Origin of the sequence: Sphingopyxis terrae subsp. terrae NBRC 15098, from assembly GCF_001610975.1 — a bacterium.
GTDB lineage: Bacteria > Pseudomonadota > Alphaproteobacteria > Sphingomonadales > Sphingomonadaceae > Sphingopyxis > Sphingopyxis terrae_A.
Genome location: NZ_CP013342.1, coordinates 657,838 through 676,349, shown reverse-complemented (window position 1 = coordinate 676,349; position 18,512 = coordinate 657,838). Strand labels below are relative to the sequence as shown.

At 64.6% G+C, this 18,512-nt stretch carries 16 protein-coding genes; 5 read left to right on the top strand and 11 right to left on the bottom strand.

What is annotated here, in order from left to right; translation table 11 throughout:
• Positions 1 to 122 precede the first annotated feature (122 nt).
• Positions 123 to 629 (top strand): hypothetical protein, encoded by a 507-nt coding sequence (locus AOA14_RS03245; protein ID WP_234178538.1) that lies wholly within the window; start codon positions 123 to 125, stop codon positions 627 to 629.
• A gap of 153 nt (positions 630 to 782) precedes the next feature.
• On the opposite strand, the gene AOA14_RS03240 is transcribed toward AOA14_RS03245, so the two are convergent.
• From AOA14_RS03240 to AOA14_RS03215, 6 genes are all read right to left on the bottom strand, one after another.
• On the bottom strand, positions 783 to 1,013 hold the full coding sequence (locus tag AOA14_RS03240) for a hypothetical protein (protein WP_062900735.1): 231 nt from the start codon (positions 1,011 to 1,013) through the stop codon (positions 783 to 785).
• Positions 1,014 to 1,149: 136 nt separating this feature from the next.
• Positions 1,150 to 2,211 (bottom strand): ribonucleotide-diphosphate reductase subunit beta, encoded by a 1,062-nt coding sequence (locus AOA14_RS03235; protein WP_062900734.1) that lies wholly within the window; start codon positions 2,209 to 2,211, stop codon positions 1,150 to 1,152.
• A 31-nt stretch (positions 2,212 to 2,242) separates the two neighbouring features.
• Positions 2,243 to 2,632, bottom strand: coding sequence for an SPFH domain-containing protein (locus AOA14_RS03230; RefSeq protein ID WP_062900733.1), 390 nt, complete (start codon positions 2,630 to 2,632; stop codon positions 2,243 to 2,245).
• Positions 2,633 to 2,644: 12 nt separating this feature from the next.
• Positions 2,645 to 4,600, bottom strand: a complete 1,956-nt coding sequence (locus AOA14_RS03225; RefSeq protein ID WP_062900732.1) for a ribonucleoside-diphosphate reductase subunit alpha — start codon at positions 4,598 to 4,600, stop codon at positions 2,645 to 2,647.
• A 666-nt stretch (positions 4,601 to 5,266) separates the two neighbouring features.
• On the bottom strand, positions 5,267 to 7,558 hold the full coding sequence (locus tag AOA14_RS03220; protein ID WP_062900731.1) for an EAL domain-containing protein: 2,292 nt from the start codon (positions 7,556 to 7,558) through the stop codon (positions 5,267 to 5,269).
• A 113-nt stretch (positions 7,559 to 7,671) separates the two neighbouring features.
• Positions 7,672 to 9,414 (bottom strand): acyl-CoA dehydrogenase, encoded by a 1,743-nt coding sequence (locus tag AOA14_RS03215; RefSeq protein ID WP_062900730.1) that lies wholly within the window; start codon positions 9,412 to 9,414, stop codon positions 7,672 to 7,674.
• Positions 9,415 to 9,467: 53 nt separating this feature from the next.
• Here AOA14_RS03215 and AOA14_RS03210 point away from each other — a divergent pair, with 53 nt between their 5' ends.
• The gene (locus tag AOA14_RS03210; protein WP_062900729.1) at positions 9,468 to 10,424 is read left to right on the top strand and encodes an L-threonylcarbamoyladenylate synthase; all 957 of its coding nucleotides are present in this window, start codon (positions 9,468 to 9,470) and stop codon (positions 10,422 to 10,424) included.
• On the opposite strand, the gene AOA14_RS03205 is transcribed toward AOA14_RS03210, so the two are convergent.
• The 4 genes from AOA14_RS03205 to AOA14_RS03190 all read right to left on the bottom strand — a co-directional run bounded on the left by AOA14_RS03205 (position 10,421) and on the right by AOA14_RS03190 (position 14,480).
• Complete coding sequence (locus AOA14_RS03205) at positions 10,421 to 11,326, bottom strand: DMT family transporter (protein ID WP_062900728.1); 906 nt, start codon at positions 11,324 to 11,326, stop codon at positions 10,421 to 10,423. The two genes, AOA14_RS03210 and AOA14_RS03205, sit on opposite strands and share 4 nt — an antisense overlap.
• Positions 11,327 to 11,486: 160 nt before the next feature.
• Positions 11,487 to 13,085, bottom strand: a complete 1,599-nt coding sequence (locus tag AOA14_RS03200; RefSeq protein WP_062900727.1) for a S10 family peptidase — start codon at positions 13,083 to 13,085, stop codon at positions 11,487 to 11,489.
• A 112-nt stretch (positions 13,086 to 13,197) separates the two neighbouring features.
• Complete coding sequence (locus AOA14_RS03195; protein WP_062900726.1) at positions 13,198 to 13,977, bottom strand: SDR family NAD(P)-dependent oxidoreductase; 780 nt, start codon at positions 13,975 to 13,977, stop codon at positions 13,198 to 13,200.
• A complete protein-coding gene (locus AOA14_RS03190; protein ID WP_202988369.1) occupies positions 13,977 to 14,480 on the bottom strand; it encodes a thioredoxin family protein in 504 nt (167 codons plus the stop codon). The genes AOA14_RS03195 and AOA14_RS03190 overlap by 1 nt, the downstream gene beginning before the upstream one ends.
• Positions 14,481 to 14,550: 70 nt before the next feature.
• On the opposite strand from AOA14_RS03190, the gene AOA14_RS03185 reads away from it, so the two are divergent.
• Entirely contained in the window at positions 14,551 to 16,068 is a 1,518-nt protein-coding gene (locus tag AOA14_RS03185) for an acyl-CoA carboxylase subunit beta (RefSeq protein WP_062900724.1), read from the top strand.
• A gap of 6 nt (positions 16,069 to 16,074) precedes the next feature.
• On the opposite strand, the gene AOA14_RS03180 is transcribed toward AOA14_RS03185, so the two are convergent.
• Entirely contained in the window at positions 16,075 to 16,926 is an 852-nt protein-coding gene (locus AOA14_RS03180) for a LytTR family DNA-binding domain-containing protein (RefSeq protein ID WP_062900723.1), read from the bottom strand.
• 90 nt (positions 16,927 to 17,016) lie between these two features.
• Here AOA14_RS03180 and AOA14_RS03175 point away from each other — a divergent pair, with 90 nt between their 5' ends.
• Together AOA14_RS03175 and AOA14_RS03170 are read left to right on the top strand one after the other, a co-directional pair.
• On the top strand, positions 17,017 to 18,153 hold the full coding sequence (locus tag AOA14_RS03175) for an acyltransferase family protein (RefSeq protein ID WP_062900722.1): 1,137 nt from the start codon (positions 17,017 to 17,019) through the stop codon (positions 18,151 to 18,153).
• A 51-nt stretch (positions 18,154 to 18,204) separates the two neighbouring features.
• A complete protein-coding gene (locus AOA14_RS03170; RefSeq protein ID WP_062900721.1) occupies positions 18,205 to 18,405 on the top strand; it encodes a hypothetical protein in 201 nt (66 codons plus the stop codon).
• Positions 18,406 to 18,512: the final 107 nt, after the last annotated feature.

The window sequence follows — 18,512 nt, the reverse complement described above, 5'->3', positions numbered from 1 at the left end:
CTGTTGCTGTGTGCCCCGGCCTTCGCCTGGGATCACGGGGCCGGGGGCGTGGAAACGGGAAGCGGCGGGGTTGCGCTGGCGGGGCTGGCGTCGGGGCGCAGCTGTCCCTATTTGTGCGGTTGATGAGCAATGGGGACAGAAGGATCGTCGTGATCGCGCGGCTGAAGCCCAAACCGCTGCTGGCGGGGGCGATCGTTTGCGCGCTGATATTGGCGGCGCTGGCGCTGGGGCAGGCGGAGCCGGTGCGCGGCGACGGCATGGGCGCGATGCTGCGGAACCTGGTCTTCGGCGATGCGGTGGCGACGACGGCGATGATCGCCGCGGCGATCGGCCTGTCGACCTGTTTCCGCCTGTGGCGCCAGCGCGACGCCTGGATCTTTCACGACGGTATGCGCCTCTATCGCGGCAACAGCCTGTCGTGGCCTCTGGCGACAATCCGCGATGTGGTTGTTGAACGCAGTGACATCGGCATCGCCTCGCTGCGGCTGGTCGTAGACGACGACAGCGAGACAACGCGCGAGCTGGTGAAGCTGCCGCTGCTCGAAGGCTCCCCCGAAGCGGTGCGCGGTGGCGTGCTGTTCGCGGCGGCGGGGGTGAAAGCGGTGCCGAGCGGGGTCACGGTGAATTGAGGGTGGCCGGGGGCGGGCCTTTCGGATTTCACACGAAGACGCTAAGCGGTCTGGCTTCCTCCCCATCGTCATTCCGGACTTGATCCGGCATCCATGGGCCATTGCGTCGGCTATAATGTCATGTCTGCCGCAATAACCGTCGCAGGTTTCGGATCAAACCGAAAACCCGCCCTTGTTCCGCCGGTTCGACCCCGCCGCCAGCACCTTCTTGCCCGTCGGGGTCAGCGTCCATTTCGCGCCCTGTTGCGCCACCAGACCCAGCTCGACGAGTTCGTCGCGGACGGGGTCGGTGAGGAGTTGGGGGCGGCGGTTCGACAGACCCTCCAGGCAGGCGCGTTGCGGCTGGCTGAGGATCAGCAATTTCAGTTTTTTCTTGTCGGTCATTTGCGACTTCTCTTTTCGATTATCGTTTCGGGCCGTGTGGCCCACCCCGCTTCGTCAAGCCAGCAAGCCGGCAAGCTTCGCTGCTCTTCCCCCCGGCCTGCGTCGGGGCAGGCTCTGAAGGAGAGGGGTTCGTTGGTTACTCCGCGGCGATGCCGGCCTGTTTGAACATGTCGTCGCCGCCATCGTCACTGCTCGCGGCGGCCGGGTCGTCGTTCGCCTTGGCCTTCTTGCGGCTGTCGAAGCTGGTCCACACGGTGTTCCAGTCGCCGCGCGTCGCGGCCTTCGAATATTCGGTGGCGCGCGTTTCGAAGAAATTGGCATGCTCGACGCCGTTCAGCAGCGGGGCGAGCCAGGGCAGCGGGTGTTCGTCGATCATGTAGATCGGCTGGAAACCGAGCTGTCCCAGGCGCCAGTCGGCGATGTAGCGGATGTAGCGCTTGATCTCTTTGGGCGTCATGCCGGGAACCGGGCCCTGTTCGAAGGCAAGGTCGATGAACGCATCCTCGAGCCGCACGGTCTTCTGGCAGCAATCGATGATGTCTTCCTTCACCGTCTTGGTCAGGCAGTCGCGTTCCTTGACGAAGGCGTGGAACAGGCGCGTGATGCCTTCGCAGTGCAGGCTTTCGTCGCGCACCGACCAGCTGACGATCTGGCCCATGCCCTTCATCTTGTTGAAGCGCGGGAAGTTCATCAGCATCGCGAAGCTGGCGAACAGCTGCAGCCCCTCGGTAAAGCCGCCGAACATCGCGAGCGTGCGCGCAATATCCTCGTCGCTGTCGACGCCGAAGGTGCCGAGATAGTCGTGCTTGGCGCGCATCTCGTCATATTCGAGGAACATGCCATATTCGCTTTCGGGCATGCCGATCGTGTCGAGCAGGTGCGAATAAGCGGCGATGTGAACGGTTTCCATGTTGCTGAACGCGGTCAGCATCATCTTGACCTCGGTCGGCTTGAACACGCGGCCGTACTTGTCGTGGTAGCAATCCTGCACCTCGACATCGGCCTGGGTGAAGAAGCGGAAGATCTGGGTGAGCAGATTGCGTTCATGGTCGCTGATCTTCTGCGCCCAGTCGCGGCAATCCTCGCCCAGCGGCACTTCCTCGGGCATCCAGTGGATCTGCTGCTGGCGCTTCCAGAAATCATAGGCCCAGGGATATTCGAAGGGCTTGTAGGTTTTGCGGGCTTCGAGCAATGGCATCGGCGTTTCCTCGGATCAGAATGGCGTGTGATTATTGGTCAAGACGACGTGACTCGGTGACGGGCAAACCCGCCTCGGTCGGAACATAGATCAGGCTGGCCTTGGTCCCTTCGAGCGCCTGAATTTGAAGGTAGCGCAGATACCCCTCGGGGCCACCAAGGCTGTTCTGCAGGATAGCGTTGGCCTGAGCGGCGCCCTTGGCACGAATAACCTCAGCATCGGCGAGCGAGATGGCGCTTTCCTTTTTTGCGCGAGCTTCAAGTATTGCGACTTGGCGCGAGGATTGCGCCTCGGCTAGCGCCGCCTCGCCCGCCAGGCGTTGCGAATAGACGCGATACTGCGGATAGCCGATCAGGAAGACGAGCAGTAGAATGATCGCTGCTCCGACCGCCGCGAGGGTACAACCCGCATTCTTGTTCATGGGGTTAGATCCTTATTGGCAGGCCAGACACTCGTCATAATCGGTGCTCTCGGCCGAAAGCTCGAACTTCGCCGCCTCGGGCGTGTTGTCGGCCTCGACCCCGCCCGCGAAGCCGGCGCGCTGGACCGATTTCGAGCGGAGATAATAGAGCGATTTGATGCCGAGTTCCCACGCGCGGTAGTGGAGCATGAGCAGATCCCATTTCTCGACGTCCGCCGGGATGAACAGGTTCAGCGACGCCGCCTGGTCGATATAGGGCGTGCGGTCGGCGGCGAGTTCGAGCAGCCAGCGCTGGTCGATCTCGAAGCTCGTCTTGAACACATCCTTTTCGTCCTGCGTCAGGAAGTCGAGGTGCTGGACGCTGCCGCCGCGCTCGAGGATCGAGTTCCAGATATTGTCGCTGTTCTTCGCCTTGTCGACGAGCAGGGCTTCGAGGTGCGGGTTGCGGATCGAGAAGCTGCCCGAGAGCGTCTTATGCGTGTAGATGTTCGCCGGGATCGGCTCGATACACGCGCTGGTGCCGCCGCAGATGATGCTGATCGACGCGGTCGGCGCGATCGCCATCTTGCACGAAAAACGCTCCATCACGCCCTGGTCGGCGGCGTCGGGGCAGGGGCCGCGCTCGTTGGCGAGCAGCATCGACGCCTGATCGACCTGCGCGCGGATATGCTTGAAGATACGCAGGTTCGACGACTTCGCCATCGCCCCCTCGAACGGCAGGCCGCGCGCCTGGAGGAAGCTGTGGAAGCCCATGACGCCGAGGCCGACCGAGCGTTCGCGGCTGGCGCTATATTTGGCGCGCGCCATTTCGGGCGGCGCGCGGTCGATATAGTCTTGGAGGACATTGTCGAGCATGCGCATGACATCTTCGATGAAGCGCTTGTCGCCGTTCCACTCGTCCCAGGTTTCGAGGTTGAGCGACGAGAGGCAGCAGACCGCGGTGCGATCGTTGCCGAGATGGTCGCGGCCCGTCGGCAGCGTGATTTCCGAGCAGAGGTTCGAGGTCGACACCTTGAGCCCGAGATCGCGATGATGCTTGGGCATCATGCGGTTCACCTGGTCGATGAAGATGATGTAGGGCTCGCCCGTCGCGAGGCGCGTCTCGACGAGCTTCTGGAACAGGCTGCGCGCGTCGACGGTGCCGCGGACGCTCTGGTCCTTGGGCGAGCGGAGGTTGAATTCCTTGCCGTCGCGCACCGCTTCCATGAATTCGTCGGTGATGAGGACGCCGTGGTGGAGGTTCAGCGCCTTGCGGTTGAAGTCGCCCGACGGCTTGCGGACCTCGAGGAACTCCTCGATCTCGGGGTGCGAGATGTCGAGATAGCAGGCGGCCGAGCCGCGGCGAAGGCTGCCCTGCGAGATGGCGAGGGTGAGCGAGTCCATCACGCGGACGAAGGGGATGATACCGCTGGTCTTGCCGTTGAGGCCCACGGGTTCACCGATGCCGCGCACCGCGCCCCAATAGGTGCCGATGCCGCCGCCGCGCGACGCGAGCCAGACATTCTCGTTCCAAGTGCCGACGATCCCTTCGAGGCTGTCGTCGACCGAATTGAGGTAGCAGCTGATCGGCAGGCCGCGGCCGGTGCCGCCGTTCGAAAGAACGGGGGTCGCGGGCATGAACCACAGCTTCGAGATATAGTCGTAGAGGCGCTGCGCATGCTCGGCATCATCGGCATAGGCCGAGGCGACGCGGGCAAAGAGATCCTGATAGGATTCGCCGGGGAGCAGATAACGGTCCTGCAAGGTTTCCTTGCCGAAATCGGTCAGCAGCGAATCGCGCGACGAATCAGTGACGACCTCGAATCGGCGCGCATGCACCTTGGGCTCCGACGAATCGTTGAGCTTTGCGGCGGGTGCCGCAGCCTTTGATTCGGCACCCGATTCGGGCGCTGCCGGAGCGTCATTCTTTGTCAGTTCCACCGTCGCCACGTCGCTTGTCTCCACCCGTTCGGTCTCGCGAAAATCCATGTTTCAATGCCCCGTTTTCCGACCGCGCAGCGGCGCAGTCTGTTCCCGTCTTGTTCGACTCAGGGCGAAGCCCCAGCCTAGCACCATTCGACCGCCGGGTGGCACTTATTTTCGGACGCAAAAAGCTGCTTCCCGCCCCCATATGGGATGGAGCGCGGAAATCCGCCACTTTCGGCCGCATACTAATTCTTGGGGTGCCCCCGTGGTCTACCCACCATCTATAGTGCCACGTCGGCGCGACGATGCAAGAGAGTAAATGACAGATTAGGGACTCGGTTCGTCGCTGATTTGATTCAACTCGTCGATGGAAAAGCACGCCTCAGGGAGCGATCGCCAGCGTTTCCGCGGGGTTCGGCCATATGTGGCGAAAGAGCATCGCTGTCGCAAAAAATCGGTGCGGCGGCACAAGATGTCGGGTGCCTCGGGAGAAGGGCTTTACCCCAAAAAGAAAAGGCCCCGGCAATGCCGAGGCCCAATCTTTGAAATTCGTTCGGGTTAAGCCGACGTGCCGCCGTTGCCGGAGCCGCCGCCACCCAGGAATCGCCAAAACCAACCCATGTCAGATCTCCTGTCGGTACTGCCCACGAAGAACAGTTAACGGAGCATATACCTTAATCGACATGGTAAATCGAGTCTTAACTATAAATTCCCGGCCAATCTGGCAGCTTAGGCGCGGCGGCTGTCGGAGGGGGTGGAGAGGCTGGCGAGCAGGTCGCTAATTAGCTGTGGTTTGCCAAGCAGATAGCCCTGGCCGATATCGCAGCCAAGCTGGTCGAGGAGCGCCATTGTCTGCGCATCTTCGATGCCTTCGGCGACTGCGGTGGCGCCCAGGCGGTGGGCGAGATCGATGGTCGATTTGACCACTTCGAGGTTGCGCTGCGAATCGCGCATGGTCATGACGAATCGCTTGTCGATCTTGATCTCGTCAGCCTCGATTTCGGTCAGATATTCGAGGTTTGACTGCCCCGTGCCATAGTCGTCGATCGACAGGCGCATGCCGGCGCGGCGGATCTGCGCGAGCGTCTGACGCGCCTGGAGGCTGTTTTCGATCTGCGCGGTTTCGGTGATTTCGATGGTCAGCCGTTCGGGCGGCAGATGATGCGCGCTAAGCATGACGCGGATCGTCGAGACGAGATCCTTGTGATCGAGTAGGGTCGCAGAGAGATTAACCGACATGTGAATTTCGGTGCCGAGTTTCTGCAACTGCGCCGCCGAACGGATCGCCTGGTCCATGACGAACAGGGTCAGGCGATAGATGTCCTGGCTCTTTTCGGCCTGGACGATGAATTCGTCGGGCGAGATCGGTCCGCGCGTGGGGTGCGTCCAGCGCACGAGCGCCTCGACCCCGACGAGCTGCCGCGTCGCGATTTGATATTGCGGCTGGAAGGCGACCCAGATGTCGCCAGCATTCAGCGCATCCTCGAGCTGCGAGTGGAAGCTGAGCTGCCAACCCGCATCGTCTTTTTGCTGCGGCGTATATTTGGTCCACAGGACGCGGCTGCGGATCGATTTTTCGGCGGCGACGAGCGCGGCGGCGAGACGCTGCGCGTTCGAGCCTTCGAACTCGTCATTGACCCCGAAAGCCATCGACACGTCGACCTTCAACTCGTCGATCGTCAGCGGCGCGTTGAACAGCGCGGCGAGCCCCATGAGTTGCGTCTCGATCTGGCTGTGCTGATAATAGGGGACGAGCCACGCGAAGGTGCCGTCGAGATCGTGATAGAGGGTGGTTCCTTGCGATGCGAGCTGAAGCCGGCGGGTCACCTGCCCGACGAGCTTGCTCAGTCCCTCGCCTGGAATGAAGGCGGCAAGGTCTTCGAAATTTACGACCTTAGCGGATATTACGGTCGCACTGCCGAAAGACTGCTGGGTGCGCAGTGCCTCGAAATTGGGCAAGCCGGACAAAGGATTCTCACGCTGCGCCGACCGGCGACGCCTCGACCGCGAAACATTGGCAGTAACAGTCGCAACGAAAAACAGGCCAGCACCAATCGAACTGCTGATCAGCATCGTCATCAAAACAAACTTGCCAACGATCAACGCCGAAACCGTGGCGGCGACTGCAAGATTGTACCACCGCGTCTGGCGTAGTGACAAGGCGGTGATAAGGGCGATGGCGGCGAGCGCGAAGGCCGGCGTCCAACCGATGTCGAACGGCGTGCCGCGCTTCAATGTTTCGGCGCCGACGACATGAACATAGGCGCCGGGCACGCGATCTTTGCCGGGCAGATAATGGATGTCCTGAAATGCTTCGGCTGTCGCGGCAAAGATGACATCCTTGCCCGCCAGTTCGCGCCTGCCGACCTTGCCCGAAAGCAGGTCAGCCGCGCTGTAGGTCGGAATGGAATCGACATTGTACGAATAGTCGAGCGCATAGACGCTCGCGGCAAGAGGATGATAATGCGCCATCATTGCCGAAAAGCTGGGCATCAACCGCCCGTCGACCGTTACCGCCGCAGGAATTCGCCAGACCTGCCAAAACGCGAATTCCCAGCCTATAACGCCAACCTGAAATTCATTTCCGAATGCTGGACCAGGCAGTTTATTCAGCTCGGCCGTCGTCCCGCGGACCGATTTTGTGGCCGCGGCAAGGATGATACGGTCATGCATTCGTTTTACGGCATTGGTAAGCAGCGGAAGGTCGCGATCGTTGCGGCGCCGTTCGTAGGTAAAGTCGACAAACAGCCGGTTGGCGCCGGCCCGGTCGACTGCATCAATGACTTGAGCGTGGCGTCCGACTGAAAAATCGTCACGGCCATATTTTTCGATTGTCCGGTCGTCGAGGGCGACGACGACGATGTCGCCCGACACTGGGCGCCAAGCGACAGCACCGACGGCGCTTTCTAGGATGCGGTCGACGGGTTCGGCGATCGACGACAGGCCCGCGGCCACGCTGAGCAACAGCGCCAGCGCGATCGTTCGCCAACTGATGAAAAGGCTCTTGACCTTAACTGGCACGCACGGGTCTCCAAAATGACCCGTTGGCATTAACTGAACCTGGTTAGCATCGCGTTAATCATGCCGGGAAACCGCGCCGCCCGATCGCGGTGCGCGGCGCGGCTTTTCCGGCGTCAACCAAGGCGCGGCAGTGGCTCCAGCGCGGCGTCGCCGGCGAGCGCCGAGGGCGCGAGGCCGGTGGCCGCGGGGACGATCTGTTGCAGATAGAAGCGCGTCGAGGCGATTTTCGCTTCGAGGAAGGCGGTATCGCTATCGCCCGCGTCGAGCGCGGCGCGCGCGCCCTGCTGCTCGACGGCCATCAGCCAGCCGCAGGTCGCGGTCGCGAGCATGGTGAGATAGGGGTAGCTGCCCGCGAGCCGGTCGGGCGCGTTCGCCTGTTCGAGCCAGTCGGTGACCGCGGTGCATGCCGCGGCAAGGTCGGCGAGTTCGGGATGGCCGGCGGCGCCGTGCGTGATGTCGGCGAGCAGGCTGCGCACGCCTTCGCCGCCCGCCATCCCGAGCTTGCGCCCGACGAGGTCGGCGGCCTGGATGCCGTTGGTGCCTTCATAGATCGGCGCGATGCGCGCGTCGCGATAATGCTGCGCGGCGCCGGTTTCCTCGATGAAGCCCATGCCGCCATGCACCTGCACGCCGAGGCTGGCGACCTCGCAGCCGATGTCAGTTGCGTGCGCCTTTGCCAGCGGAATGAGGACTTCGGCGCGCAGCGCGGCGGCTTCGTCGCCGAGTTTGCCGAAATCGGTCTGTGCCGACGCATAATAGATGAGCGCGCGCGCCGCCTCGGTCTGGGCGCGCATCCGCCACAGCATGCGCTTGACGTCGGGGTGGTGCTCGATCGTGACTGGGGTGCGGTCGGCGCTGCCTGCGAGCGATGACTGGACGCGCTCGGCGGCGTAGCGCTGCGCCTGCTGCGTCGCGCGCTCGGCGATCTGGACGCCCTGGCAGCCGACCATCAGGCGCGCGTTGTTCATCATCACGAACATCGCCTTCATACCGCCCATCTCGTCGCCGACGATCTCGCCTAGGCAATCCTCACCCTCGCCATAGACCATCACCGCTGTGGGCGAGCCGTGGATGCCGAGCTTGTGCTCGATCGAGGCGCAATGGACGCCGTTCGAGATGGTGGGATTGCCGGCGTCGTCGAGGCGGTATTTGGGCACGAGGAAGAGCGAGATGCCGCGCGTTCCTTCGGGCGCACCGGGTGTGCGGGAGAGAACGAGGTGGACGATATTGTCGGTGAGGTCATGCTCGCCGAAGGTGATGAAGATTTTCTGGCCCTTGATCTTGTAGAGGCCCGCATTGGGGCCTTCGGTAACCTTTTCCGCGGTCGAGCGCAGCGCGCCGACGTCGCTGCCCGCGGCAGGCTCGGTCAGGTTCATCGTCCCGTTCCATTCGCCGGTGACGAGCTTAGGCAGCCAGGTCTGGCGCTGCTCCTCGGTACCATAGGCCATCAGCGCGTGGATCGCGCCGGGGGTCAGGATGTTGCAAAGGGTGAAGCCCATGTCGGCGCTGCCCAGCGCCTCAATGATCACCGTCGCGAGGGTGAAGGGCAGATCCTGTCCGCCATAGGCGGCGGGGCCGTCGATGCTGCCCCAGCCGGCCTCGACGAACTGCTTATAGGCTTCCTTGAAGCCCGGGGGCATCGTGACCTTGCCGTCCTGCCATATCGGGTTCTGGACGTCGCCGACGCGGTTGAGCGGCGCATAGACCTCGGCCGCGAAGTCGCCGATGCCGGTGACGATCGCCTCGACCATGTCGGGAGTCGCCGCGGCAAAGCGGTCGTGCTGCGCCATCGCATCGATGCGCGCGATATGCTGGAGGACAAAGAGCTGTTCGGTGGTCGGCGCCGTATAGGTCATGGGGTTTCCCGCTTTTGGGGGTGATTCCGTTGCGCCCGGCGCTATAGCGCGGCATGGCCGAGCGTCAAAACGAGAGTGTGGCAACAAAGGTCGCGCCCTACGGGGCCGATGCCATTGCGCGCGCTGCGGAGCTTGTCGCGGCAGGGCGGCCGGTCGCGGTGCCGACCGAGACCGTCTATGGGCTTGCCGCCGACGCGCGCAACCCGCAAGCCGTCGCGCGCATCTATGCCGCGAAGGGGCGCCCCGATTTCAACCCGCTGATCGTCCATGTCCCCGACTTGGCGGCGGCCGAGCGACTGGGCGTGTTCGGCGCGACCGAGCGGGCGCTCGCGGCGGCGTTCTGGCCGGGGCCGCTGACGCTGGTGGTGCCGCGCACGGCCGATTGTCCGGTGGCGCGTATCGCGACGGCGGGGCTCGATACCATCGCGCTGCGTGTGCCGGAACACCGCGCGATGCAGGCATTGCTCGCCGCGACTGGCGCGCCGCTCGCCGCGCCGAGCGCCAATGCGAGCGGCCGCGTGAGCCCGACCAAGGCGGAGCATGTGCTGGCGAGCCTCGACGGCCGGGTCGCGCTGGTGATCGACGACGGCGCGACGCGCGCCGGGGTCGAATCGACGATCGCGCGGGTGAAAGACGGCGCGGCCGAGATGCTGCGGCCGGGGCCGGTGACCGCCGCGATGCTGGGCGCGGCGAGCGGCCTGCCGGTGACGGGCGTTGCGGGACCGGAGATCGTCGCGCCGGGGATGCTCGCCAGCCATTATGCGCCAGGCAAGCCCGTGCGGCTGGGCGCACACGACTTCGCGGCGGACGAATATGGCATCGGCTTCGGCGCGCTGGCCGGCGACTATAATCTAAGCGCGGCGGGCGACCTGACCGAGGCTGCGGCGCATCTGTTCGATGCGCTGCACGCGGGGGCGGCGAGCGCGAAGCCGCGCATCGCGGTGGCGGCGATCCCGGCCGAAGGGCTGGGCGCGGCGATCAACGACCGGCTGGCGCGCGCGGCGGTCTAGGCAGCCGCCGGCTCGATCGGATCGAGCTGCGGGGTCTTGCGCGCGACGATCAGGCAGGCGGCGACGATCAGCAGCGCGCCGGCGATGGTCGGCAGCGTCACCGGTTCGGCGTAGAAATACCAGCCGAACATCATCGCCCAGAGGAAGCCGGTATATTCGGTAGTCGCAAGGATCTGCGCCTCGGCGCGGGCATAGGCCCAGCTCAGGAGCAGCAGCGAGATCGTCGCGAGAATCGCGGCGCCGACGATGTGCGGCGCATGGGCGCTGCCCGGCGGCAATGCGAACCACGGCGCGCCGAGGCCGAGGAACAGGGTGACGAACAGATTCTGGTAGAAGGCGATTTCCATCGGTTCGGCCATCTTGGCCTGCCGCCGCGCGAGGATGAGGTTGTAGGCATAGAAGATCGCCGACAGGAACACCGCACCGACCGCGAGCAACGCCTCCGCCTCATATTGCCCCTGTCCGAGCTTGCCCGCGACGATGACCACGACGCCGACCAGCCCGAGCAACGAAGCGGCGATCGATCGCGGGCCGATCTTCTCTCCCAAGAAGATCGCCGCCATGTAGAGCGTCATCAGCGGCGCCACGAAGGCAAGGGCGATCGCTTCGGCCATCGGCAACCGCGCGAGCGCCCAGAAGAAGGTGATTGCCATCCCCGCGACGAACAGCGCGCGCACCGCGTGGATCTTCATCGTCGCGGTATCGGGCCAGGCGGCCGGTCGAGAGGCGAGGTAGAGAAGGCCGCTAAACAGGGTGCCGGCGCCGGTCCGCCAGAGCACGGCATTATAGGCGCCGATGTCGATCGACAGCCCCTTCATCAGCACATCCATCGCCGAAAAGGTCGCGATCCCCGCGCAGGCGATCAGGAAGGGGATGACGGGCGAGGGCGAATCGGGGCGCATGGGTGGTGCTGTAGAGCCGGTTGACATGGGTTGGAATCGTCATTGCGAGCGACGCTAAGCAATCTCAAGCTATCGGCCTTGTACAAGGCCGATAGCTTGAGATTGCCGCGTCGCCTTCGGCTCCTCGCAATGACGAGCTGAATAAGTCGAGCGGCGCTTTCTAATCGATCCCGTCGGTCCCGCGGATGAAGGCCGCGGCGTCGTCGTGCATCTCGCCGAGCAGCGCGGGGTTCACGTAAACCATGTGGCCCGAGGGGTAATATTTATAGGCGATGTTCGCCTGCAATTGCTTGGGTACGGGCAAGTGCGCGAGTTCGTAGCGGCCGGCGAAATAGGGCGTCGAAATGTCGAAATAGCCGCCCGTTACCAGCAGCTTCAGCTTCGGATTCTGCTTCATCGCGACCGCCAGGTCGGGGAGGACGTTGGGGAGCGCGATCAGCGGCTGGCCGGCGCCGGGCGGCTGGTGCTTGTAATCCCAGCTGCCATAGACATCGAGCCCGCCTTCATAATGCTTGCCTGCGCCATAGCCCAGGGTGCCGCGGACATAATCGTTGAACGCGGCGGTGTAGGCGGCGCCGATCGCGCTGCCCTGCGGATCGTAGGATGCGGTCTTGCTCAAGGGATCAAGCGTTGCCCCGGTGAAGCGGGTGTCGAGCGTGCCGGTGGTTTCGCTCTTGTCGGCGAGCAGCTCCTTTTGCAGCGCGCCATATTCGATGCGCAAATTGGTCTTGAGCAGATAGTCGACCGGCAGGCCGGTATATCCGTGGAGCCTGGCCGCCATCGCCTGTCGTTCGGCATCGGGCAGGTTATTGCCCTTGAGCAGCGCGAGCGCATAGTCGCCGGTCGCAAAGGCCTCGACCTCTTTCAAAAACGGCGCGAGCTCGCGTCCCGCGCCCGCGCGCTTGTGATACCAGGCGGTCGCGGCATAAGTCGGCAGCGAGACGATATAGGGAAGGTCCACCCCCGGATTGACTTGCGGATCGTCGGGAACGAGATCCCAGTTCAAAATGTCCGAAAGCAGGATCACGCCGTTGAGGTCGATGTCCTGCCGTTGCAGCGCCAGCGTCATCCCGGCGGCGCGCATCGTCCCATAGCTTTCGCCGTAAAGATATTTGGGCGATTTCCAGCGGCCGTATTTCGACAGGAAATCGCGGACGAAGACCGTGAAGGCGTGGATATCCTGATCGACGCCGAACCATGCCTTTTCCTTGTCCTTGCCGGCGACGCGGCTGAAGCCGGTGCCGGGGGCATCGATAAAGACGAGGTCGGAGACGTCGAGCAGGCTGTGCTCGTTGGGAACTGTGCGATAGGGCGCGCTGCCATGAGCAAGATCGGGGGTTTCGACGCGCTGGGGGCCATAGGCGCCCATGTGGAGCCACAAGGTCGGCGATCCGGGCCCGCCGTTGAACAGAAAGGTGATCGGCCGCGTTTCGGCGGGCGCGCCCTCTTTGAAATAGGCGGTGTAGAACATTGAGGCTTCGGACGCCGGAACCTCGGCGGCTGCATCCTTGTTGCGCTTGCGTTCGATGGCGACGGTGTCGTCCCAGCCCCTGGGGTGGACGATCAGCGTGCCCGCGACGGCGCGATAGGGGATGGCGACGCCGCCGACCTCCACCGAACCGCGGCTTTCGACCTCGGTGGGGGTGAACATCGGTTCGTCGGGGGCGGGACTCTCGGCGGCTGCGCGCGGTTCGCGCGACTGCGCCGTGGTACAGCCGGCGAGGGTGAGCGCGAGCGCGGCGGCGGCGATGAATTTCATACGGTCGATCTCTGCATTAGGTCGTCATTGCGAACGGAGCGAAGCAATCCAGGGTGGTTTGCACTACTCTCGATTGCCACGTGGCTCCGCCGCTCGCAATGACGAGAAGGGCCTATCGGAAAGTCGCCTGCCCCGCGCCGTCGATGTTGAGTTTCTGACCCGAGCAATAGGGGTTGGCATCGCTGACGAACCAGAGCACCGCCGCAGCGACGTCGGAGGGATCGGACACGCGGCCGAAGGGGAATTTGGCGTCGAGATGGTGAATGTCCGGATTACCCGTGATCGCCTGCGCCAGTCGTTCGCCCATGTCGCTGATCGTCAGGCCCGGAGCGACAATATTGACGCGCACGCCGTTCCGCAGTTCTTCCTTGGCAAGCGCGAGGGCGAGCGCTTCGCCCGCGACCTTGGCCATGGTGTAGGGCGCGCTGTTGGCGCTGTGCTGGAGCGTGGCGACGCTGGAAATGACGATCACGTCGCTGCGCGCATGCTGGCGAAGCTGCGGCAGCGCGAGGCGGCTCAGCCGGTGCGCGCCGACCGCGTGGACGGCAAGGAGTTTTTCGACCTCGGCGGCGTCGGTGTCGGCGACCGTCCGGCCGCGGCTGGCGATGCCGGCATTGTTGATGAGGATCGACATCGGCCCGAAATCATCCTCGATCGCAGCGACCATCGCGGCACTCGCCGCCTCGTCGGTGACCGACGCCTGATAGGCCTTGGCCTTGCGGCCGAGCGCCTGGATCGCCGCGACGGTTTCGGCTGCGGCGTCCGCGTCGCGGGTGTAGTTGACCGCAACGTCGGCGCCCGCCCCGGCGAGCGCCAGCGCGATGCCGCGTCCGATCCCCCGCGATGCCCCGGTGACGAGCGCGGTGCGACCGCCAAGGTTCATATCCGCCATCAGTTTTCCTCTCCCATAAGTTCGTTATAGATGTCGTCGTCGCTGCGGCTCGCGGCGTTGCGCCATCTGGGCGCCGCCTTGCGGTTGAGCACGCGGCCGTCGCCGTCGAGGATCGCGACGGTCGGGGTGCCCTTGATCTTGAAGCGGAAGCGCGCCGGAACCTCGGGATGCCGGACGAGGCCGGCGTGCGGCATCCCGACATCGGCGAACACGACGATATAGCGGCTCCGCACCGGGGCGAACCGATCTGTCGCGAGCAGATTGGCGAGCCACGCGCTGTCGTGGCAGGTGCCCGTCCCCATGACGAGCAGCACGTGCTTGCCCGCTGCTCTGGCGGCAGCGAGCGCGGCGTCGATGGCGGTCATCGGATCGTCGTCGGGATGGAAAGCGTCGGTCTTGTAGGGTTCGGCAAAACCGGGCATCGCGCGCGCCGCCGCTGCGGCGGAAAGAGGGGATGTCAGAGCGAGCGCGGCGGCAAGCGCGAGGGCGAAGCGGCGGGTCATCGCGCGACGGTAGCAGCGCGCGCGAAGAATCGGAATGACGTTTCCGTCAACGTAAGCTAGCCTGATCGGCATGAGCTGGAAAAAGGAAGTCGACGAGCTTTCCGCGCGGCGCGCGATGGCCGAAAAGATGGGCGGCGAAGAGAAGGTCGCGCGCCAGCACAGCCGCGGCAAGATGGACGCGCGCGCGCGGCTCGCCGCGATCGTCGATCCGGGCAGCTTTCGCGAGATCGGCAAGATCGCGGGGCGGGGGGCTTATGGCCCCGACGGCACCCTTGAAGACCTCGCCGCGTCCAATTTCATCTTCGGGCGGGCCAATATCGACGGGCGGCCGGTGGTCGCGAGTGCCGACGATTTCACCGTGCGCGGCGGCGCGGCCGATGCGGCGCTGCACCGCAAGTTCATCCAGTGCGAGGCGATGGCGCACGAATATCGCCTGCCGCTGATCCGCATGATCGACGGCACCGGCGGCGGCGGGTCGGTGAAGACGCTGGAGGATATGGGCTATACCTATATCCCGCACGTACCCGGCTGGGACGAGATCATCGCCAATCTCGATGCCGTGCCGGTCGTCGCGCTGGCGCTGGGGCCGACCGCAGGACTGGGTGCCGCGCGCGTCGTCGCGAGCCACTACAGCGTGATGGTACGCGGGCTGTCGCAATTATTCGCGGCGGGGCCCGCGGTCGCCGCGGCGATCGGCGACACGCTCGACCGCGAGGAGCTGGGCGGGGTCGACGTCCATACGCGCAACGGCGTCGTCGACGACGAGGTGGCGTCCGAGGCCGAGGCCTTTGCGCGGGCGCGCTGGTTCCTGTCCTACCTGCCGTCGTCGATCCATGAGCGCGCGACGCGGACGCCGTGCAGCGACCCGGTCGTCCGACGCGACGAGGCGCTGCTGTCGGTCGTTCCGCGCGAGGCAAAGCAGGTCTATTCGATGCGGCGCATCGCGGGAGCGGTGTTCGACCAGGGCAGCTTCTTCGAAATGGGCGCGCGTTGGGGGCGAGCGGTGATCACCGCATTTGCGCGATTGGACGGTTATCCGGTCGCGGTGCTGGCGAGCGATCCCACCTATCTGGGCGGATCGTGGGACGCCAAGACGAGCGAGAAGGCCGAGCGCTTCGTGAAGCTCGCCGACCAGTTCCGGCTGCCGATCGTCCATCTGGTCGACAATCCGGGCTTCATGATCGGCGGCGAGGCCGAGCGGACGGGGACGATCCGCTATGGCGTGCAGGCGATGAACGCAATCTACCGCGCGAGCGTGCCGCTGGCGTCGGTTGTGGTGCGGCGGGCCTATGGCATCGCGGGCAGCGCGATGTCGAACGCCGAGCGCTTCCAGTACCGCTTTGCGTGGCCCTCGGGCGACTGGGGCAGCCTGCCGATCGAGGGCGGGGTCGAGGTCGCGTACAAGAGCGAGCTCGAGGCGGCGGAGGATCCAGCGGCGCATCTGGAAGCGATCCGCGAACGGCTCAACCTCGTCCGCTCGCCGTTCCGCACCGCTGAGAAATTCGGGGTCGAGGACATCATCGATCCCAGGGATACGCGGCCGCTGCTTTGCGAGTTCGCCGAGCTGGCGTGGCGGGTGCTCGATTAAGGCGTTTCAGCCCTCCAGCTTCTCCCGAAACCGCCGGCTGCCGCGGAGCATCTCGCCGCTTTCCATCTCGACCTCGAAATCGCCGCTCTTATGTGTGACGACGCGCCGGACCGCCTGTTTGCGGACGATGCGTCCGCGGTGGATGCGGACGAAACCCGCGTGGGCCAGTTCGGCTTCGATCGCGCTCAATGTCGCGCGGTGGAGCAGGCGCTGGCCACGCCATGCGATCTCGACATAATTGCCCGCTGCGGTGACATGCTCGATCTCGGCGACCGGCAAGTGGTGCGTTACCGATCCGTCGCCGACCGCGAGCGTCGTCGGCGCGACGATTGCGACCGGCGGCATGGCGTAACGGTCGATCAGCCACTGCATCAGGAACATGAGCAGGATCAGCTCGGCATAAGTCGCCAGATCCTTGCGCAATTCATAAAAGACCGGCGTCCCGTCGGGCGATTCAAAATGATAGGTGCCGCCCGATAGCCGCCACGCGAGCATGCGAAAGCCGACCATCAGCGCGATATGCGCGAGCGACACAGGAAAGGCGAGCGCGGCATGGATCGCGACCGCCGTGCGCCAGCCGAAGCGCGGTGGGCGGACGGTGCGGACGCTGAACCAGCAGACGATCATCATCAACGCCCAGGCGAGCAGACTGGTGCTTTCGTAAGTCCATGCGGTCGCCGCGGTCACATCGACGCCCGCCGCGCGGCGGTCGGCAAGATAGGAATAGACATTCGAGGTGATACGGATGAGTCCGTAGGCAAGCAGCGCCCCGAAGGCGAGCAAGGTCAGCGCGCGCGGGCCGAAACCGCTCGTCCCGGTCGCGCCGCCGCTCGTCCCTCGCCCGTCCTTCTCCGTCACATCGGCTCCGCAATTCGTCCCGCCGCCGTCGCCCGGCTGCCGCCATCCCGATTAGCGGCTGCGGCGGGGCCCGGCAAAGGAGATTTGGGTATGGTGACGACACGGCATTATGGGATGGACTGGTTGCGCATCGGCGCGTTCGCGTTGCTCATCCTCTATCATATCGGGATGTATTTCGTGCCTTGGGGGTGGCATGTCAAAACGCCGCATCCGATGGACTGGGTGCAAATCCCGATGATGGCGACGAACAGTTGGCGATTGCCGCTGCTCTTCCTCGTGTCGGGTTATGCCAGCGCCGCGCTGTTCGCCAAGCTCGGCGGCGCGGGGGCATTCCTGCGGTCGCGTAGCGCACGGCTGCTGATCCCGCTCGCCTTCGGGATCATCGTCGTCATTCCGGTGCAGCCGTGGATCGAGTTGGCGACCCAGCATGGTTATGCGCATGGTTTCGGCTACTTCTGGGTCCACGACTATTTCCGCTTCGGAACGCTCGACGGGATCGTGCTGCCGACGTGGCAGCATCTGTGGTTCGTCGTCTATCTGTTCGCTTACACGCTGCTCGCGGTCGCGGCTCTTGTGCTGGTGCCCGAGCGGGCGCGGACCAAGATCGCCGATGGTGCGGCGCGGTTGTGTGGCGGCTGGGGGTTGCTGATTGCGCCGCTCGCTATATGGCTCGCCATCCTGTTCGCCTTTCCTGGCTATCACGAGACGCACGCGCTGGTCGACGACGGGCCGAACCATCTCCATTACCTGGTTCCCTTCTTTATCGGCTGGCTACTTCGCGAGCGGCCGGTGCTTTTCGAAAGCGTCGCGCGCTGCTGGCCGGCGGCGGCGCTGCTCGCGGTCGCCGCCTATGGCTATATCGCCTGGGCGATGTGGAGCACGCCGGACGAAGGCCCGGCCCCGGCGGGAATCGTGACGATCTTCATGGTCGTGCGACTGGTGCAGGGCTGGGCGACGATCGTCGCGCTGGTCGGGATTGCCGACCGCTTTGCGAACCGCGACCATCCAAGGCGCGCCATGCTCGCCGAGGCGGTGTTCCCCTTTTACATCATCCATCAGACGATCATCGTCGTCGTCGGCTGGTGGCTGTTGCAGGGGCAGGTCGCGGCGTTGCCGGCCTTCCTGATCCTCGTCGCGGCGACGGTCGCGGGATGCTGGGCCTTTTATCTCGGCGGACGGCGGATCGACTGGCTGCGGCCGCTGATCGGGCTTCAGCGCCGCGCGTGACAGCGGCGCGGCTTTGTGTCAGCTTCCCTGCAAGAAAAAGGGGAGGCTGACATGCAGATCGTTAGAGGATTGGCGGCGATCGTCGGGGTCGCGATGGTGCTGATGGGCTTGCTGTGGATATTGCAGGGACTCGACATCGTGCGCTGGCCCGCGAGCAGTTTCATGCTGGGCGACATCGTGTGGACGCGCAACGGCGCAGTCCTGGCGGTGCTGGGCGTCGTGCTGATCTGGGTGGGGCGCAAACGCGCCTGATCATCCATCGACTACAATTGTAGTTGATCTGTATTGCAGATATGATACAGCTTCGTCGGACGGCGCGGCGCCGGACGGGGACCGGTCGCGCCGAATATCCTTTCGAT